The following is a 25,855-nucleotide window of genomic DNA, read 5'->3' on the forward strand; positions in this document are numbered from 1 at the left end:
CGCACCCCGCCGCCCGCGCAGCGTTCCGCGATCCGACAGCAGCGCGACGCCGCAGTGCGCGAGGCGAACGCTGTCGCCCCACCGGATCCGTCGGGTGGCGGCCATCGCAGCAGACCACCGGCCCGGTTTCCCACTGCGGTAGCGGTTTCGCGGCGGCGCGGCGGGTCGTACTGTGCATTCCACCCGGATCGTCTGGCCGGACTACGAACCGAGAGCGCGGGACGCCGACCAGAGACCAGGTAGGCCCGCGCAGTGCCGACCTTCGGGCACGGCCGGACCGGCAGGCGTGTGCGGCGCACAGGGGTGGCACCGAAACCGCCACATCCGGGCGAATTTCGCGACAGGCCGCCGGCCCGAGAGTGAATATCCCGTTGATCAGGCCCGAACACCGGTAGATTCGACTTTCGGAACGAGCGCCGATGTGCTTGGCTATCCCTCGGCGAGATCTGCTGTCTCTCCGACCGATCCATCGGTGACCACGGACTCGCACCCCGGCGTCACGCCACAAAGGTGTGGCATGCCCGTCGACTGTTCGGGAACCCTGGGAACAGGTGAACGGCCGGTGGCCGTCTCGGTGAGCACATGGAGTACACGATGTTTTCTGGATGGAAGACCGCCACCGCCGGAGTAGCGGTAACCCTCGCGTCGGTCCTCGCCCCCGCCGTGGCCACGACCGCTCAAGCGGCACCCGAAGGCTGCCCGAGCCTGTACGTGGTCGCGATTCCCGGTACTTGGGAGACCTCGAAGGCCGACCCGGGCCGGGGAATGCTCGCCCTGGCAGCCGAGGATCTACCGGGCAACGCGCACACCGACTATGTCGCCTACACGGCGACCGCCTTTCCCTGGGAGGGCGAGGTCTACGGACGGTCCAAGAACGAGGCCGTCGCCGGCGCCCGCGGACTGATCGCCGATGTCGCCCGGCGCTGCGGCAACACCCGTTTCGCGCTGCTGGGCTACAGCCAGGGCGCGGACGCGGCCGGTGACCTGGCCTCCGAGATCGGCACCGGCCTCGGCGTGGTACCCGCCGACCGGGTGGGTCTGGTCGGTTTGATCGCCGACCCCCGTCGCTCTCCCCTCGACAACCTCGTCGGCCCGCCGGTCCTCGGCGCCGGAGCCGGCGGCCCCCGGCTCACCGGCTTCGGCTGGCTCAGCAACCGCACCTACACGTTCTGCGCGGTAGGCGACCTGTACTGCTCGACTCCCGACGGCGATTTCGCCGCCCGGATCGCCGGGTTCTTCGCCCAGGTCTCCAACGCCGACCCCACTCAGCTGGGCAACTACCAGACCCTCGGTATGCAGTTGCTCAACGACGCGTTGGCGGCGGGCGGGCTCGGTCTGCTGCACGACCAGCTCAACAACAACGCCTACGAGGAACGTAAGAAGCAGGTCGACGACTTCGTCAAATCCGGTATCCACCAGAGCTACCCGCGCTACCAGGTAGCCGGCGGAGCCACCGCCCTGAGCTGGCTGCGGCAGAAACTCGTCGAACTGTCCTGAACCCGGTTCGCCTCGCTCCAGGCGGCCGTGGTCTCCGGGTCACGGCCGCCGAGGGTCGAGCTCCTCACACCACACGGATCAAATTGCGTCGCCGGGCGCATCGAAGCGGACCATCCCGACGAGCGCGTCCTTCAACTCCAGACCGTCGACAGGTTTCTTTGCATACATGTAGGTATGTTTCCCATTGGGATCGGACCGCTCGGCATCTATTTCTTCCTTGGTCGGCGATCTGAGCTTGTTACCGTCGTAGACGAAAAGGACACCGGGGCCGGGATGGGACTCCATGTAGTCTTCTGCAACCCCGTACCCAATATGTGTCCAGGGGGCATCGGGTTCCGCTCCACCGTGCACGCGCGCCTCCTGGACGAGCTTCGGAACTGGCACCGCCCGATCTGCCGAGACCCATCGGTACTCGAGGTTCAGGTTCCTCAGTTCCGTACCTCGCTCTGGCTGGATGTTCTCGAAGAGACCGATAAGTCTTCTTTCGGATGCCGAGAACGACTTTCCCCGGGATTCCGCAAATCTCGACATGAGACCGGGATTACTGACGAGATGCATAAGTGGGAGCTTATGAAGTAGGCTCACGAAGGTATCTTGGTCTTCTCCGCCGAGTCTCACCACGAAATGCTCGGTCCGACCGGAGTCCGGCTCGACGCTGTGGGATCCGTTGGTCGGCGACGAAAATTCTGTTTCCAGGGTGGACGGATCTTGTCCGGCACGTGCCGTCGACGCCCGACAGGAGCCCTCCGGTGACGTATTCGCATCTCGTGAGTCGATCAACTGCCGGGCACGATCGGCAGCGTTCTCATGGGCGCTCGCCGCGCGGCCGGCACCACCCGAGATACCGTCCACACAATCGTGCAGACAACCTCCGGTTCGCCGGCCGAGGAGCTCCACCAAATCGTCTCGCAGCCGCCGGACCAAGTCACCGGCGGAGACGGCAGGAAGACCTTTCACCACAGAACCGCGCGACGCGCTGCCGGAGTTCGCTCATGAATCCCATGCTGTACCGGTAGCGGCCGGTCCAGGCGGACGGTAGTGGACAGCATCGCGACCGTTGCCGAACCGCGCGTTCCACCGATTTTCGACAGCTGCACCGCACCGCGGTCGAGTGGCATCCGGACTCGCCTCATCCGTGACCTCCCACTCAGACACCGTAGACAGCTCACGGAGTCGTCCACCGCGACAAGAAGATACCTCGTCAGTGTTTTCCGAGGCTACCGCGTTGACAATGTGGCGCATAGGACCGATCGGCTACAGCCTGCTCACCAGCCCCGGTTCTTCCATTCCGCCAGCTGCGGCCGCTCGGCGCCGAGGGTGGTGTCGTCGCCGTGTCCCGGGTACACGACCGTATCGTCGCCGTAGCGGTCGAACAGTTTGGTGGTCACCCCATCCAGCAGAGTGGTGAAATCCCCGGGGCGCCAGGTCTTCCCGACACCTCCTGGAAATACAGAGGGTTCTCAGCGGGTAATATAGCTATCATGGCAGGTAGAGCGGTTGTTTACTGTCGAATCTCCGAGGATCCGCGGAGCACAGAGAAGGGCATCGCGCGCCAACGCGAAGACTCGGTACGCCTCGCCGAATCGCGGGGATGGGAAGTGGTGCGGGTCTACACCGACAACGACATTTCGGCGTTGAAGGGGACCAAGCACCGGAAGGACTACGAGGCCATGCTCGAAGCGGCCACGCGCGGAGAGTTCGAGCACATCGTCTCGTATGGCCTTTCCCGCCTGTGGCGCAACCGGCGCGAGCGCGCACATGCGATCGACGTTCTCTCGAAGGCCCGTGTGGGCATCGCCCTTGTCAAGGGCTCGGATATCGACCTGACATCGGCGGCCGGCCGGATGTACGCCGGGGTGCTTGGCGAGTTCGACACAGCGGAATCCGAGATCAAAGGCGAGCGGATCGCCCGCGCGGCACAGCAGCGCGCCGAGGAGGGGCGGGCCAACGGCCATGTGGCTTACGGGTGGCAGCGCATCTATCGCCGAGACGCTGCGGGCACGGTACTGAGCTGGGAAGACGTCGAGGATCCAGTTGCAGCAGATGTAGTCCGTGGAATCGTCACTGATCTGCTGGCCGGCCTATCGCTGAACGCCATCGTCAAGCGACTCAATGAAGAAGCCGTGCCCACGCCGAAGGGAAAAGGGCACTGGCTGTCGTCGACCGTCCGGAAGCTGGCCCTGCGCAGGATGAACATCGCAGTCAGGACACACCGCGGCCAGGAATACCCGGCCGCGTGGCCTGCGATAGTGGATCGCGACGACCACGACCGTGTTACTGCCTTACTCACGGCTCCTGGCCGGTCGGTCACAAAAAGCGGAGCTCGGCGACACCTCCTGTCGTTCGGGATCGGACGATGCGGCGTGTGTGGCTCCACACTGCGAGTCGTCAACCGCGGAGGTCCCCACGTGCTGTATGCCTGCCCCACAGGTCGCGGATGCGTCGGAAGACGGGTGGAGTGGGTCGACGAGCTCGTTGCACAGGTCGTCTGCACGAGGTTGACACAACCTGACGCACGAGAGTTGTTCGCCCGAGATGATACTGCCGGGCAGGAAGCACGCTCCCGGGTAGATGCCATACGGTCCAGGCTGGACAGTGCGGCGGACGCCTTCGCCGACGGGGCCATTGACACACAGCAACTCTCGCGCATCACTGCGAAGCTCAAGCCGGAACTCGCCGCGGCGGAAGCTGACGCGACGCGGACCGCTGCTGGATTGGATGGCGCGCTGCTGTCACAAATCACTACCAGCGATGCCCACCAGGTCTGGATCGGCCTCGCGGTCACTCAGCAGATCGCAGTGCTGAACGCTCTAGGCATCCGAGTAACGATCCTCCCAGCCCGCGGAGGGCCTGGGTTTAAGCCCGAAGGAGTCCGCATCGACTGGAACGAGTACGACTCGGCGTTCGAATTCAAGGGCCCCCGCTAAGCAGCCATGGCCGCCGAGGAAGCCGACCTCGTGAGCAGGATCTTTAGTCTGGTTCGAGCGCTCCCGTTAACATATTCCACATAAGTTTCGCACGCCAGACTTCAGAGAAAGTCCACAGGTCAAGGATGCCACTTAGGTCAGCCATACTTCGGGCAGTGCGCCAGCGGAAGGTTGCCGTCGATGACGAACACACTCTAACGATAACAGGACGCGGTGCTCATTACTCATACGTTTTCGATCTGGGCCCCCGGTTAAACATTAACCGGCTTGCAAATAGGCTACTCACAAGCAATATGGCTACGATAGCCGCGAGCCCGGCCACCGACGAACTGAGGGTTAGCAATGGCATTATTAAAGCAGAACGAGACTTACGCCACGCCCAGAGGTTTCAAACTTTCATGGAGGAATTCAATTCAGAGAAACCCGAGGCTTGGATCCTACTAAAAACTCAGCCGTGGCTAACTGTCAAGTTGCTCATTCAATATTTTATAATTCTAATCCATCGCCCCAGGGCATACCATATACAAAATTCCCAGCCAGATGACAGGGATGATTCATACTCGCCAATCATCCGGAAGGTGCAGGACTCAGTTTCCCGCATGGATAAGGGCCTGCTGGATCACCATCTACATGGGGCTTTACGGGTTCGAATCGAGCAACGCACCCACTACCCGCGATATTTCAAGGGAGAACCCTACATTCGGCTTGCACTCAATAGGGTGTTCTTCAAAGACGTCTTGATGGCCGAGGAAGATGCCATAGAAGCATCCTTGATGATCCATCGATCAGGCATATGTATGCTGACATTCAGCACGGGAGTGAGTGAGCAGCTCCATCCGAAAGAAATCGCCGCTTGCCTGCAAAGCAGTGAGCGCCGACTTGAGTGGGCGAAGATCTCTCTTCCAATAATTACCAAATATTGGGCTAGCACCGGAAAGGTCAGGATCAGCTCTCGCGCGATTAAAAAACTGGACCTCGAAAAATCCGAGAACCAAAGATGGGTCAAAGTATCGAGCGGTGCAAATTCGGAAGGCGGCGACGATCCACTAACCATCAAGACTGTATTTTCAGCTTACCTCGGGGCCATTGAAATTCTTGCGAAAAGAACATCCATTCACGAGTGGCACTGCTTCACTACCATGTCTCTTGGCAAGCCCCTATGCTGCGAAGGCCGGTCAGCAAAGGTGACCCATGCGGATGCCCTTGCTTCTCTCATGATGCGGGCGAAGTATGACCTAACCATTGAAGGGCCCGCGAAAGAATCCTTGCTAGAAAATCACCTCAAGATAGCAGACAGAGAGCTATGGCTCTCTGCCGGTAATGCGATATACCTCGACTGGGACGGCCGCCACACTGATTTCGTGGACGACATGAATATTCTGATCCCAATTGAGTCTGCGCTTTTACAATCAAGGCAGCTCGAACAGATCGATAGCATCACTACCGATGCCGTTGTACGGGACCGCAAGTTGTTCGAGGCTCAAAGTATCCTGGCCATCGGGTTGCAAGAGTACCGCAGAAATCTTCTGTCCGGGCCGGACGATGGAGCGATCGTAAAGGCAATTTTGGACAAGCAAGATTCTCACAACCTATACTCGCGACTACTGGACCGAGTCAAGACACTTGAAAGCGTTGTGTCATCTCGGTATTCAAGAATGCAGAATCGAAGGTCCATCGCGATCTCGGTAGCGGGTTTCCTAGTGGTCCTCTTCGCGCTTCTCCCACGCATATCAGAAACTATGGAGGTGTTCAGCAAGCAAGGGAAATGGCCTGCCGAGTTCATCGCGTGGATTGATGACACTTTTGGAAGCAGGCCCGCAGCCAGCCTTACTATCTATTTTACGATAGTAATAGGATCGCTTGTGGTAATCCTTGCGCTGTCATTTCGATGGCGCCGAATAAGCCGCCGTCGAGGTAAATTTGGAAAAAGCAGCTCACGGAACTATGCAATTACCATCGAAGAGCGATCTCCTAGGAAGAAACGACCTTCGCACAGCGAACACCGCGCTAATCCGGACGAACAGGAAAAAATCCGGTAGAGCTGCGTGGCGTGAGAGTCCGTGCCCTGGCTCTCTGTGAGCGCCTGGCCTCGCCGAGAGCGGGGTTCCGGGGCAGAGCCCCGTGCGCAGCCGCCAGGTTGCGGAGTTCTACCGGAGTGGAGCGCTCGGTTTGTCGTGGCGGGGGTGTCTCTCCGTTCGGCCTGGGGCTGCCCGATCACACGGGCGCCGGGCGTCAAGGGTGGCCGTAGGCCATCGGCTTGCCGACGCCGTAGGCGCCCTTGATGTCCGGTGGTCGTGTGATAGCCCCAGATAGGCCGGACGGAGAGGCGCGCCCGCCACGGCCCTCGTGCGGAACACAGGCGAGAGCGGTAGCTCTCGGACGAGTGCGCCCCGCGCGCTCGCACCACCACCGCTACGTCACCGGCGCTCGCTTACGCCGCACACGCTCGCCGGGCCGATCAGTAGACCGCCGGATCCGTCCATGACGTCACCACTGGCCTCGTATGCCAACGCCACCACCATGCCAACGCACCGATACCCACCCAACGCAACCAGAGTCTTTTTCTTTTGTCTCCCCACCCCTCCTGAACTGAATTGATTTTTGAATCCTCCTCCCCCTCAGTCCCCAATCTCACTTTCGTTTCACGTAGTGGAAGTGAGATTGGGGACTGAGGGGGAGGAGGATTCACCGGCGCGCAGCGCCGGTCTAGGCAGGTCAGGAGGGGTGGGGAGACAGAAGCGCCGGTGATAAAAGTTGTGACAACTTGTGACCGCGTTTGGCGGGCCTTTGGCCCGGTTTTATCACGGTTTTCGCGCAGCAACCCGCTGGTCAAGATCAGGTTTTCGGCGCCCCGAGGGGCGCCGTGCGCGGCCTGCCGGCCGCGTGCTCCTGGTCGGGGCGCCTGCATTGTGTTCGCGCGCCCCTCCAGCGTCAAGGGCGCTGCGCGTCGCCTTCGGCGATGGCCTGCGGCCACCCTTGACCCCGGAGCCTCTACGCGCGAAGAGCAGGCGATATCGGGCAGGCCGGGGGCCTGCCCGAGAAGGGGCGCACGCGCCCCGACCAGGAGCAGAACAACCCGCGCCCGCGGCGGTCCCGGCGTGGGCGACAATGATCGTGTCCGGCCGGTCACTCCGGTCCCGGACATGCGGAAGGCCCCTGCCGATTGGGACTCGGCAGGGACCTTCTTTACTGGTCAGAACTCGATGTGAGGGTTACTCGTCGTCGTCCTGGCCCAGATAGGCGGCGACCTCGGCGAGGCTGTCATCGGTGGCCGGTTCGTACTTGGCTCGATACAGCTTCGGCGGGGCGTAGTCGGCGTTGAACGCCTGCCCGGTGCCGGTGAACTGCACCGTGACCCGGGCGCCGGTGCGCAGATCGTCATCGCCGGCCGCGAGGATCGCGGCCTTGATCGCCTTCTGCATATTGCCCCGCACGAACAGCTTCCGGGCGCCGTCGTCGTCGGCGTCGGTGCGCTGCTCGGTCAGGATCACCACCTCCAGCTGCGGAACCTCCCGGCCACCACGGACCTTCGGTTTACCGGTCTTCGGGTCCTTCTGGCTGGTCAACTCCTGCGAGATGACCAGGCCGATCACGGTGGCGCCGGGCCGGTCGTTCTTCCCGAACGCGCTCCGGATGACCTTGGGCTCATCGGACATGATCCACGACATAACAGTTACTCCTTGGTTATCGATGGGTGGTGGGTTTATCCGGCGATGTACCGGACGTTTTCGGGAGCCTCGGGCAGCGCCAGCGGCTCGATGGTTGTCGCGTCGTGCTCGGCCTTGAGGCGAGCGAGGATCTTGCCGATCGACCCGGAGTGAACGCCGACGAGCGGGCCGATTTCGCGATAGGACAAGCCCTCGCGGTGCAACCGCCAGATCTCGGCGTCGCGTGCCGCTGTCGCCTCCTCGACGGTGGGTGTCGCCTCCGCCGACTCCGGTGTCGCCTCGCTGTCGCCCGAGCCGGGGGTGGTGTCGCCTTCGACGACACTGCTGTCGCCGGGTGTCGCCTCGGGCGACGCGGCCCGGGGAACCTCCAGCAGGCCGGTCAGACCGTGGGTAGCGGCCAGACCGAACATCGGGGCAGCTCCAGCCACACAGGCCGCGATCGTGGCGGGCAGGACCCGGCCGGTTGATTCCGCAGCGTGCAGGGCATTTCCGGCCACCGAGATCAGTTCCGCGGCGAACAGTTCACCCCAGAAGAACCAGCGAGTAGCTTTCGGGATTTTCACCCCGAATCGCTCCCGTCGCTTGAGCGACACCAGGGCGACAATCGACTGGATGATCGCGCCATCGACGAACACCGGCCCGATCCAGGTGAGGCTGTCGGTGATGCCGGCCATCCGCGACAGATCACTCAACGCGGCGAAGCTCCACGCGAACGCACCAGCACCGATGACCACGGTCATGGCCAAAGCGACGATTTCGGCGAAGTCGAACCGGCTCGTCGCTTTGGGCGACACAGCGGCGACAGCCGGAGTCTCGGGCGACACAGGGGCGACAGTGGTAGTCATCGTTCCATCCCTTCTCGGATGCGATTGGAGACCAGCCCGGCGAACGGGTGGCCGTAGATGGGCTTGGGAACCATGCGTTCCCGACCCGCATCCAGTGCGTGCTCGGATGCGATATCGAGTGCGTCGTCAAGATCGCGGGCAAGCTCTCGGTTACGGTCTTCCAGCTCCGCGGCGCGGTGCTCGGCCGTGTCCCGCTCGCCGGTGACCTGCGCCAGTTGCTCTTCCAGGTCCGCGGCGCGCTGGTTCGCGGTGATCAGGCGGGCTTCCAGCTCGGCGTAGGACTCCGGGGCGTAGGGCCGCAGTGGGGTGAACCCGTCAGCTTGGGACTGCCGACGGATCTCCACGGCGGTCACCGCTCGATTCCTTCCCGCTCGTGCCCGGCGACCAGGCCCGCGAACGGATGCCCCGGGATCGGAGCGCGACCGCACCGGCGCAGTTCGGCGGTGCGGGCTGCGGCGAAGGCGGAGGACACCGGCGTCTCGGGAGTGCGCGGAGCGGCGGTCGACCGGTGCGGGCGAACGATTCCCGTCAGCTCACCGACCTGGGTCGCGCTGCGCGTGAACAGAGGATTGTCCTCTCGGCGGTACTGCTCGATCCGTTCGACCGCATCGGCGTATTCGCCACGGCTGCCGTAACTACCGGAGGAGAGCCAGCGCATATCACGCCAGGTTTCCCCGAGCTCATCGATGCGCGCCACCCACGGCTCAGCGATATCGTGCATCTGCTCGGTGAGCTGCACGTACTCGCTGTCGGTGTAGGTCTGGCCCCGCTCCCGGTCCAGCCGATACACCTGGGCGAAGTCCGCCCGCATCACCTGCTCTGCCCGGTCCGCCGCATCGGCGTAGTGGCTTGGGCAGGCTGGGTCCGCCGCGCTGGTCGGGCGTGTGCGGCCGGCATCGATGCTGAACGGGTCCCGGGCCTCCGGCCACGGTCCGTGACCGCCCATCTCGCGGGCCTGACGCTGTGACCACCATTCGTTCGGGCTCATGCCTCCGGTGACGCTGTCGACCCGGTCGATCAGAATCTCCTCGTAGAGCTGCTCCATCGCCCCCGGCGACCGTCGCCAGTCCTCGCGGGCATCGTCGAGGTACTCCCAGCTCGCACGCACCACATCCGATTCGTGGTTCGCCCACCGGGAGCGGATCTCGCCGGCGGGATCGGAAAATTTCACGTACTCGTCCCGAGTCCCGACCTTGCGGGCCTGCTCCAGCAACCGCGCAGCTCGTACCGCGTCCGCGCGCATCTGCTGCTCGACCTCGTCGGTCACGCCCCGGCGGGCGTAGTAACCCGGCTGGCCCGGGTCGCTGAACTTCTCGCCGGCGTAGCGACGCAGTCGGTCCGGGTCCACGATGAAGGCTTCTGTTTCGGTTCGGTCTGTCTCGGTCATGGGTGTTGTTCCTTCCTGATCGGATCGGTTGGTGGTCTCCGGATTGGTCATCGCTCCATGCCTTCCCGCTCACGGTCGTGGCCGTTGACCAGGCCCGAGAACGGGTGGCCCGGGATCGGTTCCCGCTGCGCCTGGGCGGCCTGCCGCTGCGGGCTGCCCAGCCGCTCGGCCGCCGGCGTACGCGCGACCACCTTCTGCACGGCCTCGTCGCGCTCGGTCTTGTACCGGTCGCGCTCCTCGGTCAGCTGATCGCGTTCGGCCCGCAGCGCGGTCAACTGCTGGGTCAATCCGGCGTTCTGCGCGGCCAAATCGGCGTTGTGCTCGATCGAGAGGTGATGGCGCTGCTTGAGCGACGCCAACTCCGCGGCCTCCGGAGACTGCTCGCGCTGCTGTGCTGGGCGTGCCCACTCCGCAGTGCGGGCGGTGACGTGCTCGACCCTGCCGTCGACGGACCGGACCGGGGCGCCGGTGCCGTGCTCGTGGATCGCCACGTTGAGCTGCACGCCCGGATTCCACTTCGCCGTCCCGATATCGCGGGCCACCCACTTGGCCGCTTCGGCTTCGCTCGGGTGGTAGGCCAGCCAGTTAGCGACGGCACCGTCGGCGCCCCGGGAGTGGATCCGGCTGGTGTAGCGCGAGTTCTGTTCGGCGTTGCGAAATTCCCAGTCGATACGCTGGGAGGTCAGCCCGGCCTGCTCCGCAGCCCGGCCTGCGTCGCGCCACTGCTCGGCCAGCTGCTCCCGCTCGCCATGGCTGGCCTGCGGCGCCACTGCGTTCCAGGACAACTGTGCATGGCGGATCTTCTGGATCGCATCGGCCTGCCCGATGGTCAGCTCACCGGTCGGCCGCGCCAGCGCAGCCTGCGGCGCCTCCTCGCGAACCGGCTGCTGCAAGGTGCTCGCGACGAACTCCTGCCGCACGGGCCCACGCTCGGCCCGGCGCTGCTCGATCCATGCGGCCTCGTGGGCCAGGCGCCCGGATTCACGCTCGTACCGACGCTCCCGCACCCACGCGGTTTCCCGGGCCAGCCGCGCCCGATACCGCAACGCGTCCACGCCACGGACCTTCGGTGCCCGGGCGAGCAGTTCCGGTGTCTTGACCTTCCCGTGCGGCCACATCCGCGCCGTTTCCAGGCAATCGAGCGCGATACCGCGCTCCACCTGCGTCAATCGGGTGTTACCGACGATCCGCTCCCGCAACTCGTCGAGATGACGAGCATCGGCGTCAGCGTCACGCCGCTGCTGCTCGATGCCGATCCGCGGATCGAGCGCACGATCGGTGCGGGCCTGGGCCGCGATCTGATATCGGTGGATCATCTGCGATGTGTAGGACAGGTGATGAGCCCGTTCGGCCTGCTCAGCGCGGCGCTGGGCCCGCATCGTCAGGCTGATCTCGCGGCGGACCTTGCGCTGCCCCAACCAGCCCCGGGCCTGGGCATGCTGGCGGGCCAGCACACCGAGCTTGGCCGCGAAACTCGTGGTCTCGGCAATGATCTGGTCTTCGACGGAACGATCGGACATAGCGGTGTTCTCCTTCTGTGTTTACTGATTTACGGAGTTACTGAGAGTTGGTGCGCCGGGCCTCATAGGCAGCGCGGCGAGCCGACAGCCGGGCCACCCATTCCCGGATCCGGGCGAGTGCGTCGGTGACGGTGTAGATGAGCATCAGCACCGCCTGGACCGGGCCGGGCCGTCCGGCGCAGTGCCAGAGACCGAACCCGACCAGGCCAGCGCTGTAGATCGCGAGCGGGCCGGTCAGCGGGAACACCAGCGCCGCACCGCCGACCACAGCCGTGGCGCCGATGGCCGGCGCCCACAACCGCACGGTGTCGCCGAGCTTCGCGGCCTTCTGCACGGTCGGGGTGATCGCCCGCCCGACCTGCCCGCCGTCCGGGACGACGGGCACCAGCTGAGCGGCGAGTTTCGCGGCGGTGCTGCCCTCCATATCGGCCTGCAGAGCAGCCAGGACACTGTCCTCATGCGCCCGGCCGGGGGCGTTGGTGCTGGGGATCTCTTCGCCGTGGTCTTCGGGATTGATGTTGGGCATAGCCATGACGTGTTCTCCTTCCTGATCAGGCCGGACGGCGCTTGGTCAGATCGATCACCGGGGCAACGTGCTCCGGTGTGGGTTTGGGATCGGGGTCGACGAGACGGCCCAAACCGGGCAGCGGGCGCAGGCTGGCGAGCTGACGCTCATCCAGCGGAGAGACGCGGCCGAATCGAGCGATGCCGTCGGAGACGTGGACGATGTCGCCCTTGCCCATCGAGCGCAGTTTGTTCGGGTCGACCAGGAACTTGTCGTGGCCCTGGATGTTGCCCTCGTCGCCGATCGTGGAGCCGCCGATGAGCTTCCGGGACAGGTCGAAGCCCTTGCGGGTGCCGTAGGTTTCGGCCAACTTCTCACCGCGCTGCTGACCACCCAGCAGCGATCCGCCGGACGCGGCGGTCACGAGTGCTTCGCGGGCGTCGTCGTCGTGGCCGAGACCGTTCCAGGACTGGGCGAACCACCAGGTCGAGATCCCGGCCTTACGCAGCCGCTCCACCCACGCCTTCGCGCGGGTCTTGCCATCGGATACGGCGGAGAACTCGTCGACGGCGAGGATGGCCTGGCGGCCGTGCTGCCGGTCGGCGAGCTGCTCCAACATGCAACCCAGCGCCGCGAACTGGGCTCGGGCCCGATCGGGGGCTTTGATGCCTTCCAGCACGATGTAGAGGACATCGAAGTCGGTGAACGACTTCTCGCCGTCGAACGCATCACCCAGAGCGCGATAGAGGTTCCCGAACTCCGCACGAGCGGAATCCATCACCGGCTGCTTCCCGGCCTTGGTGGAGGCGATCTCCGCGTCCACGCCCGGCACGCCGGACCACGGGATCGTGTCGTCGATGACCCCGCCCCACAGTTTCGCCAGCTCGTGCACGTCGAACCGGGCCAGGAACTCGAACCACGAGCGCGGCGGGTTCTCACCGACCGGTTCGCCGTCGACGACCTTCTCCGGCGCGTCCACGATGAGGTGGATCAGGGTTTCGCGGATCTCGTGGAAGTACTTCTCGGTGTCACTGGTCGGCACCGAGCCGCCGGAGACCATCGCCGACAGGATCGAGCGCAGGTCATCGACCTTCGGCGTCGACCACAAATCCAGGCCGGTGAGGTCGGGGAACAGCCCGATCCGCTCCTCCGGCACACCCAACGCCTTGAACCACGGCATCAGCCGGTTCGCGGCCTTACGGGAGTCCGGACCGCCGTTGCAGTCGATCACCAACACCAGCGGGCGACCGGGACGGTCGGTGCGCCACCACTGCCGGTGCCGCTGCCAACCGGTCACGAACCAGCTGATCAACGCCCGGTTCATCAGCGTCGACTTGCCCTTACCCGAGGACGCAACGCTGGTGCCGTGCTCGTTCATCTTGATCCACGGCACGATCAACCGGGTCTCGTTGCGACCCATCAACGCCCGCGCCCGCGACTTCGCCGGCGCCTGCGTGTGCTCGACAGCCAGCCGTCCGATCACCGGGTGCGGGTTCAGCCCACCGGTGGAGAACGGGAGCCGATACCGCGACAACCGGGCCGCGGCGCGCTGCTCCCGCTGCGCCTGCCGATGCAACGCCCGCTCGGTCGCGGCCGGGGACCGGAAACCGGTGGTAGCGGCCTTCACTCGGCGATCGGTGACCGCCACCGTCGCGGCCAGCCAGGACGCCGGGACCAGCAGCACCGACATCAACAGCAGCCCGTGCACGGGGTTCCCGGCCAGCAGTTCGGTCGCGCCCTCGTGGAACTGGGTCAGCGGCGCGGTGGCCTCCAGACCGTCGAACACGATCGCCGAACCGGGCAGCGCCAGAAGCGACGCCATCGTCCAGTTCCGCATCTTCGCCGGCGTCCACGCCAGCAGCGTCGACGGCACCAGCAGCAACAGGGTCAGGATCAGCACGAACACCAAACCGGCGCCGGTCACCACACCGCCGTCGACCACACCGTCCCACGTCCAGTCCGGCATGTTCAGCCAGTTGAACCACTCGCCATCGGGGTCGATACCGGGCAGCGACGGGCTGATCTCGGGCATCGGATCACCGTGCGGAGCTTGGGACGGCTCCGCCGGGCTCACCGGCACGGTCGGCATCGAGGTCACATGCGGTCCGCAGTCCTGCGGGGTCAGGACCGGCTGGCAGCCTGGGTCCTGGGCGTAAATCTCTTCGGTGCTCATCACGACACCGCCTTTCCGGCCTGGGGCCCGTGATCAGCTGCTCCGCCAGCGATCACCGTCAAGCCGGGCCGAACAGCGGAGTCCCGGTCAGGAAGAAGTTCGGACAAACCCGCCACCCGCACCGAAGGACCCTCCACAGAAGAGGTCTCCTTGGCCGCGGCCCGGATGAGGTTGCGGATCTCGTTGCTGCGCTCGCCGGTCGAATTGCCGTACCGGTCGGTGATCACGGGATCCGCGCAGTAGTAGGTGATAGCGGCGCACTGGCCGTGCGCGGCCTTCTTCGCCCGTGCAACCGCGGCTTTCGCGACGTGCGGGGTCTTCGGGGTCAGTTCGATCTCGACCGCCCGCCAGTCACCAGCCGAGTCCAGCCACCGGCCGTCATGGACGTGCGGGCGCGGTTCGCCCGGCTTCACCGGTCCCAGCTGGGCGCGCAGTTCGCGTTCGCTGATCCACCGGTCCAGGTCCAGGCCGACCAACGCCAACCGGGCTTCCAGCACCGTCATTACGTGCGCGGCCATCTTCGGGGTCGGGGTCCAATACCGCGCCCAGAACGGCAGCAGTGCCTCCACGGCCGACCGCGTCGGAAACACCCAGGTCGGACCAGGGACAGGGCGGATCTTCAACCCTGAGACCATGTGCGCGCCCCGCCATTTCCGCACGATCCGATACGCGCTCGGCAGCGACACACCCAGCATCCGGGCCACCACATCCAGCGGTGCACCGTAATGCTCGGCCAGCACCGTCAGCACGACCATGTCGCGCGGGCTCAGCAGGTGAACCGTCATCGTTCCATCTCCTCTCGCTCTCGATTGCCGGTCAGACCCGCGAACGGGTGACCCGGGATCGGGGCCCGCTTGCCCTGTTCGGCCTGCTCGATCTCTTCCTCGGTCACGTACTGCGGCCGGACCGGCCGCAACCGCTGCCCCGAACCCAGCCACTGGCCCGCCGTCCGGCCCGGAGTCCGGACCTGCTGCGGTGCTGGGAGATCCACCCGGATCTTTCGATCCACCCGGCCACTGCGAATCGCCGCAGCGGCCAGGTGCGGCACCTCGGTGACCGGGACCAGCTGCTGCCCGTGAACTTGGGACTGCTCACGGACCTGCGATGGCACCGGACGACGGCGGGTCACCGCTCCAGCCCTTCCCGATCCCGACCCTCGACCAGATCGGCGAAGGCGTGACCCGCGATCCGTTGGCCTGGTGTGGAATCGGCCCACCCCGAACCGGGATCACCGGCGGTATCCATCTCCTCGCGGTTGATGCCACGGCGTTCCGCCGCCCGCAACTGCCGCTCCCGCGTCGCCCGCTCCAGCGCCGCCAGCTGCGCCGGGGTCGCTTCGCGTTTCGCCGCCGCCAACCGGATGTCGTAGAGGTAGGCCGTCAAAGGCTCACCCCGACGACGAGGACGCTCGACCCGGCCCGCGATGTCCTGACCGTTCGGGCGCAAACCCTGCGCCGCCAGCTGCCGTCGTGTCCGAAGATGGCCCGGGGCGCACCGCCACTCGTAGACCGGGATCTGGTCCCGATACTGCTGCTCGGCCGCCATCACGGCCGCCCTGCCGGGGACTGCACCTGTGGTGCCGGACGAACACAGCCCAGCTGCTCCGCATGCGGGATCTGATCGGCACGGCACACCTTCGGTGACGGCTGATACGACTGCTGATCGATCCACGCCGCCGTGCAACCGCACATCCCGACAAGGATCAGCACCGCCCACACAATCAGCTGCGCGCCGATCGGAAGCGCCCGGACCGGGGCGAATACCGCGCTCGTGCTGGTGAACTCCGGGGCCGCCATGCTCTGGAACGCGTGATTACCGCGAACTCGGTCGTAATGCGTCGGGCCGTACCCGTTCGGCTCCCGGCCGATCACCGCGACCGCCCAACCTGCAACCCGTCGACGACCAGCTGGCGACGTGGGTATTCCTGCACCTTCGCCGCGACCGTGGCTGTCATCTGAAGCCACTTCTGCGACCAGGCCATTTCTCGGACCACAGCGTCGAGCCGGTTTACTGCGGACTCGATATTCACCGACCCGAACGTCTCCGGCGTAGACCATTCATTCAGCCCCGGCTTGTCGAATCGCTCCGCGTAGGGCTCCAACTCCCGATATCGGGCCTGTAACGCCTCCACCCGCAACCGCAGTAACTGCTGCTCTCGGATGATCGAGTCCAGCTCATCCAGCAGGTCCGCCGGATCGTTGAACGGCTCCCGTTCCTGCTCGATACTCATCGCCGCACCCCGTTCCGGGGCCGCATCCGCCAGAACGCAACCGCTCCCAGCAGCATCACCGTGAGACCGACAATCTCCGGAGCCGTCAGAACCAGGAAGCCCACCGAAACCACGGCGAGGACCACCGCGAACGTTCGCGCCCGCATCACGCAGCCCTCCGATCCGCGCTACCGAGAACGGCGGACAACCGGGCTCGCGCTATGGCCGAGATGGGCGGCGCCTGCTCGACCACCTTGGCGACGTACTCCGCCAAGCGACCGGCATCGACGCGGCTCGGCGCTTCGGATTTCTTCTGGCTGGTCATTCCGCCTCCCCCATCAGAGGCACGGTTACTGGCTGAACCAGCGCCAGCAGTTCGGCGTGGTTGACCCGCAGCAGATGACCGTTGACGCGGAAGCCGCGCAGCTGGCCGGCGTGGATCCAGTTGCGGATCGTCTTCGCGTCGACGTCGACCAATGAGGCCGCCGTCTTGAGGCTGATCAGTCGGCGGGCGTCGGTCCCGCTGGCCTGACCGAAGTGCTTGTGCGACACGGTTGCTCTCCTTCGAAAAGTAGGAAATGCCTTGCAATCCGTTACTTTTCGGGAAATCGGCTGTCGCAATGACCGCATAGCTGGACGGCTGAGGACGTCTCGCCTACACTTAAGAAGTCCCTAGTCGTCCCTTGGGAGTTGAGATGCCGAACGATCGGTTGCGAGAGGCGCTTCTGCGCAATGGCCTGGATATCTCCGACGTCGCAGCCGAGGTCGGAGTCGAAGAGAAGACAGTTGAGCGATGGATCACCAAGGGCCGAACGCCGTACCCACGCCATCGACACAAGCTCGCCTCGATGGTGCGCGAGACTGAGAACTACCTCTGGCCCGAAGCGCTCGCACCGGAACGCCGCACAGAGGTGGCGCAGTCAGAAGTCATCAACGTTTACCCTCATCGGAGCGCGATTCCGCATGATCTGTGGACGCGCCTGCTGTCGCAGGCAACCGAGCAGATCGACGTCCTGGTTCTCGCCGGGCTGTTCCTCACCGAAGAGCCGTTGTTCGCGCGGACCATCAAGCAGAAGACGCGTGAGGGCATGAAGGTCCGAATGTTGTTCGGGGATCCAGACGAAGACGAAGCGACGAAGAGAAGCGGGGAAGAGCGGCTGGCGGCGGCGACTGTGCCCGCGCGGATCCGGAACGCGCTCGCCCTGATCGAACCGCTGGCGGCGATCGACGGGGTCGACATCCGGTACCACAAGACGACGCTCTACAACTCCATCTTCAGGTTCGATGACGAGATGATCGTCAATATGCACGTGTACGGGCAGCCGGGGGCCTACGCGCCGGCACTCCATTTGCGGCAGCTCCCGGCGGCCGACCTTTTCGAGACCTACACGACCAGCTTCGAACAGGTCTGGACAGAGAGCTACGAAGCCGACTTCGGGAACCGAGCATGAGCAGAACGGACTACTTCTACGATCCGGCCGCACCGACACCCAACACCGTCAAGGTGGCGGTGAGCGCTCTCGTCCAGGATCGCGAGGGCCGAATTTTACTGATCCGGCGCTCTGACAACGGCAAATACTCCGTGCCCGGCGGCGGCCTCGAAGCTGGCGAGACGGTTGCTCAAGCTGTTGTTCGGGAAGTCCGCGAAGAGACCGGCATCGAGGTCGACGTGATCGAACTGGTGGGCGTCTTTTCGAATCCTGAGCATGTCATCGCCTATGACGACGGCGAGGTACGTCAGGAGTTCTCCATCTGCTTCCGCGCACAGCCGATCGGTGGCGACCTGCGGACGAGTGAGGAATCCACAGAGGTCGAATGGGTCCGGCCGACGGAGTTGTCCGAGCGGGATATCCACCCATCCATCCTGCTCAGGATTCAGAAAGGGCTCGAGGACTCGAACAGCCCGTACTTCACTTGAACGATACGGCTCCGAGCCTGGCTACCGTCCTATCGGACGCTCCGAGCAGGTACGGCACGGCCTCCGCCACCGACTGAGCGACAACGTGATCGGGTCCGTACCGGGCCTGGACCTCGGCAATCCGCTCACGGACCGCAGTAGTGCCACCCGTCGGCGTAGTGGTCATATCGGCCCACCACAAGGCATCCCGGAGCTCTGTTTCCTCGTCGGACCACTCGATCTGCAGTCCGCGGCGTCTAGCCTCGACACACGCGCAAGAGTGATTCGCAACCAGGGCACACAACCGATCGCTGACTCCGTGGTCACGCAGAAACTCGGCGCCGTCGACCGGATGAAACCCGAGTCGCTCGATATCCGGCGCATAGCCGATATCGTGCAGCCATGCCGCGACGACCAGCAGCGCCGGATCGTCCACCACTTCCTCAGCGCGAGCAGCCTGTCGGGCCACCCCTTCCACATGGGCCAGCCGTCGGGGCAGCGGCGCCAGGTGTTTACGGGCCAGCCCTTCGGCCCATTCCGGAGTCTCACCGCCGCTCATGATGCGACCGTATCGACCTGCGGCGACAGACGACACCATGAACGGGCGAGCCGAGTTGGCAGGCCCGCCGGAACCCGCTCTCCGCTCACCATCCGCGACTCTTCCACTCCGCCAGATGTGGCCGCTCGGCACCGAGTGTGGTGTCATCTCCGTGCCCGGGGTACACAACGGTGTCATCGCCGAACCGGTCGAAAACCTTGCTGGTCAATCCGGTGAAGAGCGAATTGAACTCCTCCGGACTTCTTGTCCGCCCAGGGCCCCCCGGAAACAGGCAGTCGCCGGTGAACAGATGGGTTCGTCCGGAGCCGTCGGTGAGTGCGAGGGTGACCGATCCCGGAGTGTGCCCGACCAGGTGGATCACCTCGAGAGTGAGGTCGCCGATGGTGACCGTATCCCCTTCGGCCAGGATGCGTTGCGGGACGACCGGAAGCGGTTCGGCGTCCAGGGCATGCGCCGCGGTGGGGGCACCGGTGGCGGCAGAGACGGCTTCGAGGGCCTGCCAGTGGTCGCCGTGCTGATGAGTGGTGACGATCAGGCCGACTCCGCCGGTGGTCTCCTGCTCGATCAACTCGATGATCCGGTCGGCCTCGTTGGCGGCATCGATCAGCAGGGCGGCGCCGGTGGTCGCGCATTGCACCAGGTAGGTGTTGTTGTCCATCGGGCCGACCGACATCTTGGTCACCCGGGCTCCCGGGACTTCGCGGCGCTGCGGCGCGGAACCCGGTGAGACATGTCCGGTGTAGGAGGTATCGATGGTGATCACACCCTGATGCTAGTGAGACCGGACGCAGAGATCCGGGCAGCACCCTCCGGCGGCGAGTGCTTGCGCCGGGCAGGGCCGATGGCCGGGAGTACGCCCCGCCGACCCGGCCGCGGACGAGGATCAGGATGTGACAGCGCCGAATCGGGCGCCGCCACCGATTCGGCACCTATCCGATCACATCTGCTCCCACTGCGCCGGCCGCATGCGGCCTGCCGCTCCCGTCCCGCTCCCGCCTACCAGCCGCCCTGATCGGCGGCGGTAGGGCAAGGAACGGACGGAGTACCGGTCAGCAGCCGATGAGGCGTTGCGCCAGATAACCCTCGACCTGGTCCAGGGCGATCCGCTCCTGGGTCATGGTGTCGCGTTCGCGCACTGTGACCGCCTGGTCTTCGAGGGTGTCGAAATCGACCGTGATGCAGAACGGGGTGCCGATCTCGTCCTGGCGGCGGTAGCGGCGGCCGATGGCGCCGGCGTCGTCGAATTCGACATTCCAGTTCCGGCGCAACCGGGCGGCGAGGTCCTTGGCCTTCGGGGTCAGGTCGGCGTTGCGGGACAGTGGCAGTACGGCGGCCTTGACCGGCGAGAGGCGACGGTCCAGGCGCAGTACGGTGCGGGTGTCCACACCGCCCTTGGCGTTCGGGGCCTCGTCTTCGGCGTACGCGTCGACCAGGAACGCCATCAGCGAACGGGTCAGGCCGGCGGCGGGCTCGATCACGTACGGAACGTAGCGTTCCTCGGTGGTCTGGTCGTAGTAGCTCAGCTCCGCGCCGGAATGCTTCGCGTGCGTGGACAGGTCGTAGTCGGTGCGGTTGGCGACACCTTCCAGCTCGCCCCATTCACCGCCCTGGAAACCGAAGCGGTATTCGATATCGGTGGTTCCGGCCGAGTAGTGCGAGAGCTTCTCTTTCGGATGCTCGTACAGGCGCAGGTTCTCCGGATCGATTCCCAGGTCGGTGTACCAGGAGAAGCGGGTGTCGATCCAGTACTTGTGCCATTCGGCGTCCTCGCCCGGTTTGACGAAGAACTCCATCTCCATCTGCTCGAATTCGCGCGTGCGGAAGATGAAGTTGCCGGGGGTGATCTCGTTGCGGAAGCTCTTACCGATCTGGGCGATACCGAACGGCGGCTTCTTGCGCGCGGTGGTCATGACGTTCGCGAAGTTCACGAAGATGCCCTGGGCGGTCTCGGGGCGCAGGTAGTGCAGACCCTCTTCGTCGTCGACCGGGCCGAGGTAGGTCTTCAGCAGGCCGGAGAAGTTGCGGGGTTCGGTCCAGCTGCCGGGCTGGCCGGTCTCCGGATCGTTGATATCGGCGAGGCCGTTGGCCGGCGGGCGGCCGTGTTTGGCTTCGTAGGCCTCGAGCAGATGATCGGCCCGGTAGCGCTTGTGGGTGTGCAGGGATTCGACGAGCGGATCGGAGAAGGTCTCGACGTGGCCGGAGGCCACCCAGACCTGGCGCGGCAGAATCACCGAGGAGTCGAGGCCGACGACGTCCTCGCGGCTGGTGACCATGGACCGCCACCACTGCTTCTTGATGTTCTCCTTGAGCTCGACGCCCAGCGGACCGTAGTCCCACGCCGATTTGGTACCGCCGTAGATCTCACCGCACGGGTACACGAGACCCCGACGCTTGGCGAGGTTGGCAACGGTGTCCACCTTCGACTTGGGTGCCACGCGAGAATTCTCCATCCACTACGAATCGCCAGTAGTTACGCCGCCCGGAAGGGGCTACGTGATCGCGGTTGCCCACGGTAGCTGCTCTGCCGTGCGCGGCTGATCGGGTACAGCCTAGTGGGTGCACGCGGGCGGACCCTATCCGCAGCCTGCGTGCGGCGGGGACGGAGGCGGCGGTACGCGGTGCGCGCCTGCCCGGAGCGAATGCGGAGCTGCGCGGCGCAGCCCGGTGGACACGATTCGGATCCGGACCGGCACGGATATTTGACATGCATACCCTTGCATATCAAAATGAGACCGGTTTCCAATAAGGAGTGGACCATGACAACGCACACCGCCACCGGGCAGCACAACCCCTACCGCTCTCCGGCACCGGTCCCGATACCCCCACGGACCGTACTGGAGAACGCCGGTGAACTGCTGCGCGCACTCGCGGCCCCCGTTCGTATCGCCATCGTGCTACAACTGCGGGAGTCGCCGCGCTGTGTGCACGAGCTGGTGGATTCTCTCGGCGTTACACAACCGCTGGTAAGCCAGCATCTGCGGATTCTCAAATCGGCCGGGGTGGTGCACGGCGAGCGTTCGGGCCGGGAGGTCCTCTACGAACTCGTCGACGACCATCTGGCGCATATCGTGGTCGACGCAGTAGCGCACGCCGAAGAAGAAGGGTAATTCGTGTCCGAGAACCTGGCCACCGCCAAAGGGACCGCCACACAGAAAGCAGTCGGTATTCGCACCACGCGGCAACGCAACGCGATCGCCGCGCTACTGGAGGATATCGACAGGTTCCGGTCGGCTCAGGAGCTACACGACGAGCTACGCCAGCGCGGCGAGGGGATCGGACTGACCACCGTCTACCGCACACTGCAATCACTGGCCGACGCCGGAATGGTCGACGTCCTGCGCACCGACAACGGCGAATCGGTCTATCGGCAGTGCTCCACCGGTCATCATCACCACCTGGTGTGCCGCCACTGCGGCCGCACGGTCGAGGTCGCCGGGCCGACCGTGGAGGCATGGGCGGCCAGCACCGCCTCCAGCCACGGATTCACCGAAGTCAGCCATACCCTGGAGATCTTCGGCACCTGCCACTCCTGCGCCGCGGTCGGGCGGGGCTAGCCGCTCCGGAATTCCACCGGACAACGGCGGAGGCCGCTACCACCGGGTGGTAGCGGCCTCCGCCGTTTCTCGATGCGCGGGGTCACGCGGTGACCGGCACCACCTCGGGAGCAGACGCGGCGGACGGCTCCGGCTCGACACGGTTGCGATCGCGGATCGCGCCGATGCCGAGCAGTACGAGGGCGAGCGCCGCCCAGGCCAGCAGCACCAGGAGCGGGCGTTGCGCTCCCGCTCCGTCGAAGAACGCGACCGAGCGGAGAAGCGAGGCGGCCGCACCCGGGGGCAGCAGCTGACCGATCGCCCCCCACGGCTGCGGCAGCAGTTCGGGGGCGGCGGTGGCGGCGGAGAACGGATTACCGATCAGCAGCATGGTCAGCGCGGCGATACCGATACCGGCGCGACCGATCACGGTGGCCAGACCGGTGACAGTGCCGGCGACCGCGAACGAGACCAGTCCGGCAACTACCGACAGAGCGAGGTATTCACCGGGGACGATGGACAACCACGTCTGGGTCACCAGCATGCTGAGCAGGCCGCCGGCGATACCGAAGACGAGTACGCCCAGGGCGCGTCCACCGGCCGAGGGCACCAGGAGGGTCAGTAGCACGCCACCCGCGATACCCGCCATGACCAGCGGGAGGGCCATCGCGCCGAATCCGGCGCCGCGCGGATCGTCGGGGTCGGCCGGGATCACGTCCTCCACCGGCGCGGCGGGTGCGCCCGATATCTGCTGACCGATCTGGGTGAGCTGCTGGGCCACCGCCGGGGCCGCGCCGGAGGCGACCAGCACCCGGGGTGCGCCGCCGCCGGTGACGATCGCGCCGTAGACCTCGCGATCACCGATCGCTTCGCGTGCCGCCGCCTCGTCCGGCACGACGGTCAGTTCGAAGGCGCCCGGACTCTGCCCCGTGAGGCGGGACTCGACCATTGCCGCCTGCGGGCCGGTCACAGCCAAAGGCAGGTCGCGGGGCGCGATATTGGTCGCCGGCCATGCGAAGGCGATCAACATCAGCGCTTGCAGCAGAGCCGCGCCCACCCCGAGTGCCACCGCGCGCTGGATGACGTTCATGAGGTTCTCCCCAGAAAATCGAAGGCTCGTTCTTTTTGTGCACTCACCGTCCCACCGGCCACGGCGCCTTGTCAAGAACGAACATTCGTTTTAGTTTGGAGGCATGCCCCGAGTCAGTGACGAACACCTGGAACGCCGCCGGCAGCAGATCCTCGACGCCGCCCGGATCTGCTTCGTCCGTAAAGGCTTCCACCAGACCTCGATGCAAGACGTTTTCACCGAATCGGGACTCTCCGCGGGCGCGGTCTACCGCTACTTCAAGAGCAAGGACCAACTGGTAATCGCACTGGCGTCCACTGCCGCCGGCGATATCCGTACGAAAATGACGGCGGTCATCGACAGCGATCCGCTGCCCACCCCCGCCGAACTGATCGGGCAGATGACGGACTGGATCATCGCCCAGAGCGGCCCCGAAGGCCGGATCCGTCTCGCCCCGCAAGCCTGGTCGCTGGCTCTGATCGACGAGGACGCGGCGGCACCGGTCCGGCAGACGCTGGCCGGTATCCGCGGAATGTGGCGCGCATACGCCGAGCGGATGCGCACAGCCGGATGGCTACCACCCGACGCCGACCTCGACGCGGTGGCCGCCGCATTGTTCGGGCTGCTCCCCGGATTCGTACTCCAGCACCTGATTCTGGGCGACCCGGTCCGCGAAGAGTACCTGCGCGGGGTCGAGACACTGTTCCCCTACGGCGCGCCCGGAACCCGGCCGCGGCACGAATCCACTACGGTCGCCGACCCGGCCTGACCGAGCAGATCAGGGCAACAAACCCTTACGCGCCTCACCGGCGCCACCGAGCACCAGCAGCATCATCGTCGTCAACGCCGGATCGTCCAGACCCGCCGCCGGGAAGGTGTACCGCAGGATCACATCGGCGAGCTTGCCGTGCGAGATCACCGCGATCGAACCGAACTGCAGCGAGGCGTTCCGTTCGGCCACCCGCTTGTGCAACTGCGGCTTGAGCGGACGATCCCAGGCCAGCACACACGTCAGCGACAACACATCCAGGCCGGGTGTCAAGGTGAACGCGCTCAGCGAGCACAACGCACCCTGGAAATCGAACCGCAGCGAACCGTCGTTGTCGACCCGGACATCGATATCGTAGAGCCCCAGCCCCGCCCCGGCCCGCGCCTGGAGCTCCAGATCCGGTGCCAGCGCGCCCGATTCGGCCTCACTACTCATTTGGTGCCTCCGAACCGGCGATCACGGCGCGCGTACTCGAGACAGGCATCCCACAGATTGCGCCGATCGAAATCCGGGAACAACGTCGCCTGATAGACGAACTCCGCGTACGCGGACTGCCAGATCAGGAAATTCGAACTACGGAACTCCCCCGACGGCCGCAGGAACAGATCCACATCCGGCATATCCGGCTCGTCCAGGAACCGGGCGATCGTATCCTCACCGACCTTGTCCGGATCGATCTCCCCCGCCGCCACCCGGCGCGCGATCTCCCTTGCCGCGTCGGCGATCTCGGCACGACCCCCGTAATTGACGCACATGGTCAACGTCATCACGGTGTTGTCCCTGGTCAACTCCTGCGCGGTCTCCAGCTCACGGATCACGCTGCGCCACAATCGCGGTCGCCGCCCGGCCCAGCGCACGCGCACACCCATTTCGTGCATCTCGTCCCGCCGCCGCCGGATCACATCCCGATTGAACCCCATGAGAAACCGCACCTCATCGGGGCTGCGCCGCCAGTTCTCAGTGGAAAACGCATACGCCGACAACCACTTCACACCGATTTCGATACAACCCTCGACGGTGTCCATGAGCACGGCCTCGCCCTTTTCATGGCCCGCGGTGCGCGGCAGCCCGCGCTCCTGCGCCCACCGCCCGTTACCGTCCATCACCAGCGCGACATGCCTGGGCACCAGCTCCGCCGGAATCTCCGGCGGCCGGGCCCCCGAGGGGTGCGGTGACGGCGGCCGGATGGTACGGACGGTATCGGACGCGGGTACGTCCGAACCGGTGGTGTCACGACGCAGGATCACGCTCCAAAGCCTAGCTCTGCCGACGGTCCGGCTCCCGACGGGGCAGCGGG

The 25,855-nt window shown here is 65.4% G+C and carries 30 protein-coding genes and 1 pseudogene; 8 read left to right on the forward strand and 23 right to left on the reverse strand.

Features of this window, described 5'->3' with window-relative positions; genetic code table 11:
• Positions 1-594: 594 nt before the first annotated feature.
• Positions 595-1,497 carry a cutinase family protein gene (locus tag ACWCPQ_RS21225; RefSeq protein WP_449901402.1) on the forward strand — a complete coding sequence of 301 codons (903 nt, stop codon included), beginning with the start codon at positions 595-597 and terminating at the stop codon, positions 1,495-1,497.
• 78 nt (positions 1,498-1,575) lie between these two features.
• Here the strand turns inward: ACWCPQ_RS21225 and ACWCPQ_RS21230 are convergent, their stop codons facing one another.
• Together ACWCPQ_RS21230 and ACWCPQ_RS21235 are read right to left on the reverse strand one after the other, a co-directional pair.
• The gene (locus ACWCPQ_RS21230) at positions 1,576-2,055 is read right to left on the reverse strand and encodes a hypothetical protein (protein WP_449901404.1); all 480 of its coding nucleotides are present in this window, start codon (positions 2,053-2,055) and stop codon (positions 1,576-1,578) included.
• Positions 2,056-2,762: 707 nt separating this feature from the next.
• Positions 2,763-2,951, reverse strand: a pseudogene (locus ACWCPQ_RS21235) (MBL fold metallo-hydrolase); the annotation flags it as partial.
• Between the two features lie 27 nt (positions 2,952-2,978).
• Here ACWCPQ_RS21235 and ACWCPQ_RS21240 point away from each other — a divergent pair.
• Together ACWCPQ_RS21240 and ACWCPQ_RS21245 are read left to right on the forward strand one after the other, a co-directional pair.
• Positions 2,979-4,424, forward strand: coding sequence for a recombinase family protein (locus tag ACWCPQ_RS21240; protein ID WP_449901406.1), 1,446 nt, complete (start codon positions 2,979-2,981; stop codon positions 4,422-4,424).
• 578 nt (positions 4,425-5,002) lie between these two features.
• On the forward strand, positions 5,003-6,463 hold the full coding sequence (locus ACWCPQ_RS21245) for a hypothetical protein (protein ID WP_449901408.1): 1,461 nt from the start codon (positions 5,003-5,005) through the stop codon (positions 6,461-6,463).
• Positions 6,464-7,636: 1,173 nt separating this feature from the next.
• Here ACWCPQ_RS21245 and ACWCPQ_RS21250 read toward each other — a convergent pair.
• Genes ACWCPQ_RS21250 through ACWCPQ_RS21320 form a run of 15 tightly spaced genes read right to left on the reverse strand, consistent with a single transcriptional unit; the run spans position 7,637 to position 17,283 of the window.
• Positions 7,637-8,092: a hypothetical protein gene (locus ACWCPQ_RS21250; RefSeq protein ID WP_449901410.1), complete on the reverse strand. Its 456-nt coding sequence runs from the start codon at positions 8,090-8,092 to the stop codon at positions 7,637-7,639.
• A 35-nt stretch (positions 8,093-8,127) separates the two neighbouring features.
• Positions 8,128-8,937, reverse strand: coding sequence for a DUF2637 domain-containing protein (locus ACWCPQ_RS21255; RefSeq protein WP_449901412.1), 810 nt, complete (start codon positions 8,935-8,937; stop codon positions 8,128-8,130).
• A complete protein-coding gene (locus tag ACWCPQ_RS21260) occupies positions 8,934-9,290 on the reverse strand; it encodes a hypothetical protein (RefSeq protein ID WP_449901414.1) in 357 nt (118 codons plus the stop codon). Before ACWCPQ_RS21260 ends, ACWCPQ_RS21255 begins: the two co-directional genes overlap by 4 nt.
• Positions 9,287-10,324, reverse strand: a complete 1,038-nt coding sequence (locus tag ACWCPQ_RS21265) for a hypothetical protein (protein WP_449901417.1) — start codon at positions 10,322-10,324, stop codon at positions 9,287-9,289. The genes ACWCPQ_RS21260 and ACWCPQ_RS21265 overlap by 4 nt, the downstream gene beginning before the upstream one ends.
• 47 nt (positions 10,325-10,371) lie before the next feature.
• On the reverse strand, positions 10,372-11,844 hold the full coding sequence (locus ACWCPQ_RS21270; RefSeq protein WP_449901419.1) for a hypothetical protein: 1,473 nt from the start codon (positions 11,842-11,844) through the stop codon (positions 10,372-10,374).
• Between the two features lie 37 nt (positions 11,845-11,881).
• Positions 11,882-12,376 (reverse strand): hypothetical protein, encoded by a 495-nt coding sequence (locus tag ACWCPQ_RS21275; protein ID WP_449901421.1) that lies wholly within the window; start codon positions 12,374-12,376, stop codon positions 11,882-11,884.
• A gap of 19 nt (positions 12,377-12,395) precedes the next feature.
• Positions 12,396-14,522 (reverse strand): hypothetical protein, encoded by a 2,127-nt coding sequence (locus tag ACWCPQ_RS21280; protein ID WP_449901424.1) that lies wholly within the window; start codon positions 14,520-14,522, stop codon positions 12,396-12,398.
• Positions 14,522-15,307: a hypothetical protein gene (locus ACWCPQ_RS21285; protein WP_449901427.1), complete on the reverse strand. Its 786-nt coding sequence runs from the start codon at positions 15,305-15,307 to the stop codon at positions 14,522-14,524. Before ACWCPQ_RS21285 ends, ACWCPQ_RS21280 begins: the two co-directional genes overlap by 1 nt.
• Complete coding sequence (locus ACWCPQ_RS21290; RefSeq protein WP_449901429.1) at positions 15,304-15,633, reverse strand: hypothetical protein; 330 nt, start codon at positions 15,631-15,633, stop codon at positions 15,304-15,306. The genes ACWCPQ_RS21285 and ACWCPQ_RS21290 overlap by 4 nt, the downstream gene beginning before the upstream one ends.
• A 14-nt stretch (positions 15,634-15,647) precedes the next feature.
• Complete coding sequence (locus ACWCPQ_RS21295) at positions 15,648-16,067, reverse strand: RRQRL motif-containing zinc-binding protein (protein WP_449901432.1); 420 nt, start codon at positions 16,065-16,067, stop codon at positions 15,648-15,650.
• Complete coding sequence (locus ACWCPQ_RS21300) at positions 16,067-16,393, reverse strand: hypothetical protein (RefSeq protein ID WP_449901434.1); 327 nt, start codon at positions 16,391-16,393, stop codon at positions 16,067-16,069. The genes ACWCPQ_RS21295 and ACWCPQ_RS21300 overlap by 1 nt, the downstream gene beginning before the upstream one ends.
• Positions 16,390-16,752 (reverse strand): hypothetical protein, encoded by a 363-nt coding sequence (locus ACWCPQ_RS21305; RefSeq protein WP_449901436.1) that lies wholly within the window; start codon positions 16,750-16,752, stop codon positions 16,390-16,392. The genes ACWCPQ_RS21300 and ACWCPQ_RS21305 overlap by 4 nt, the downstream gene beginning before the upstream one ends.
• Positions 16,749-16,898 (reverse strand): hypothetical protein, encoded by a 150-nt coding sequence (locus tag ACWCPQ_RS21310; protein ID WP_449901438.1) that lies wholly within the window; start codon positions 16,896-16,898, stop codon positions 16,749-16,751. The genes ACWCPQ_RS21305 and ACWCPQ_RS21310 overlap by 4 nt, the downstream gene beginning before the upstream one ends.
• Positions 16,898-17,056 carry a hypothetical protein gene (locus ACWCPQ_RS21315; RefSeq protein WP_449901440.1) on the reverse strand — a complete coding sequence of 53 codons (159 nt, stop codon included), beginning with the start codon at positions 17,054-17,056 and terminating at the stop codon, positions 16,898-16,900. Before ACWCPQ_RS21315 ends, ACWCPQ_RS21310 begins: the two co-directional genes overlap by 1 nt.
• Complete coding sequence (locus ACWCPQ_RS21320; protein WP_449901441.1) at positions 17,053-17,283, reverse strand: helix-turn-helix domain-containing protein; 231 nt, start codon at positions 17,281-17,283, stop codon at positions 17,053-17,055. Before ACWCPQ_RS21320 ends, ACWCPQ_RS21315 begins: the two co-directional genes overlap by 4 nt.
• A 143-nt stretch (positions 17,284-17,426) precedes the next feature.
• Here ACWCPQ_RS21320 and ACWCPQ_RS21325 point away from each other — a divergent pair, with 143 nt between their 5' ends.
• Together ACWCPQ_RS21325 and ACWCPQ_RS21330 are read left to right on the forward strand one after the other, a co-directional pair.
• Complete coding sequence (locus tag ACWCPQ_RS21325) at positions 17,427-18,182, forward strand: helix-turn-helix domain-containing protein (protein WP_449901443.1); 756 nt, start codon at positions 17,427-17,429, stop codon at positions 18,180-18,182.
• Positions 18,179-18,649, forward strand: coding sequence for an NUDIX hydrolase (locus ACWCPQ_RS21330; RefSeq protein ID WP_449901446.1), 471 nt, complete (start codon positions 18,179-18,181; stop codon positions 18,647-18,649). Before ACWCPQ_RS21325 ends, ACWCPQ_RS21330 begins: the two co-directional genes overlap by 4 nt.
• On the opposite strand, the gene ACWCPQ_RS21335 is transcribed toward ACWCPQ_RS21330, so the two are convergent.
• From ACWCPQ_RS21335 to ACWCPQ_RS21345, 3 genes are all read right to left on the reverse strand, one after another.
• Positions 18,642-19,187, reverse strand: a complete 546-nt coding sequence (locus tag ACWCPQ_RS21335) for an HD domain-containing protein (RefSeq protein ID WP_449901448.1) — start codon at positions 19,185-19,187, stop codon at positions 18,642-18,644. The genes ACWCPQ_RS21330 and ACWCPQ_RS21335 overlap by 8 nt on opposite strands.
• An 85-nt stretch (positions 19,188-19,272) precedes the next feature.
• The gene (locus ACWCPQ_RS21340) at positions 19,273-19,950 is read right to left on the reverse strand and encodes an MBL fold metallo-hydrolase (protein WP_449901450.1); all 678 of its coding nucleotides are present in this window, start codon (positions 19,948-19,950) and stop codon (positions 19,273-19,275) included.
• 286 nt (positions 19,951-20,236) lie between these two features.
• Positions 20,237-21,637 carry a glycine--tRNA ligase gene (locus ACWCPQ_RS21345; protein WP_449901453.1) on the reverse strand — a complete coding sequence of 467 codons (1,401 nt, stop codon included), beginning with the start codon at positions 21,635-21,637 and terminating at the stop codon, positions 20,237-20,239.
• A 306-nt stretch (positions 21,638-21,943) separates the two neighbouring features.
• On the opposite strand from ACWCPQ_RS21345, the gene ACWCPQ_RS21350 reads away from it, so the two are divergent.
• Positions 21,944-22,294: an ArsR/SmtB family transcription factor gene (locus ACWCPQ_RS21350; protein ID WP_449901455.1), complete on the forward strand. Its 351-nt coding sequence runs from the start codon at positions 21,944-21,946 to the stop codon at positions 22,292-22,294.
• Positions 22,295-22,297: 3 nt separating this feature from the next.
• Positions 22,298-22,741, forward strand: coding sequence for a Fur family transcriptional regulator (locus ACWCPQ_RS21355; protein ID WP_449901458.1), 444 nt, complete (start codon positions 22,298-22,300; stop codon positions 22,739-22,741).
• 82 nt (positions 22,742-22,823) lie between these two features.
• Here the strand turns inward: ACWCPQ_RS21355 and ACWCPQ_RS21360 are convergent, their stop codons facing one another.
• The gene (locus ACWCPQ_RS21360; RefSeq protein WP_449901461.1) at positions 22,824-23,810 is read right to left on the reverse strand and encodes a hypothetical protein; all 987 of its coding nucleotides are present in this window, start codon (positions 23,808-23,810) and stop codon (positions 22,824-22,826) included.
• Positions 23,811-23,913: 103 nt separating this feature from the next.
• On the opposite strand from ACWCPQ_RS21360, the gene ACWCPQ_RS21365 reads away from it, so the two are divergent.
• Positions 23,914-24,558: a TetR/AcrR family transcriptional regulator gene (locus ACWCPQ_RS21365; protein WP_449901464.1), complete on the forward strand. Its 645-nt coding sequence runs from the start codon at positions 23,914-23,916 to the stop codon at positions 24,556-24,558.
• Between the two features lie 9 nt (positions 24,559-24,567).
• Here the strand turns inward: ACWCPQ_RS21365 and ACWCPQ_RS21370 are convergent, their stop codons facing one another.
• Both ACWCPQ_RS21370 and ACWCPQ_RS21375 read right to left on the reverse strand, forming a co-directional pair.
• The gene (locus ACWCPQ_RS21370; protein ID WP_449901465.1) at positions 24,568-24,993 is read right to left on the reverse strand and encodes a hypothetical protein; all 426 of its coding nucleotides are present in this window, start codon (positions 24,991-24,993) and stop codon (positions 24,568-24,570) included.
• The gene (locus ACWCPQ_RS21375) at positions 24,990-25,805 is read right to left on the reverse strand and encodes an isoprenyl transferase (RefSeq protein WP_449901467.1); all 816 of its coding nucleotides are present in this window, start codon (positions 25,803-25,805) and stop codon (positions 24,990-24,992) included. Before ACWCPQ_RS21375 ends, ACWCPQ_RS21370 begins: the two co-directional genes overlap by 4 nt.
• Positions 25,806-25,855: the final 50 nt, after the last annotated feature.

This window comes from Nocardia sp. NPDC001965 (genome assembly GCF_053594175.1).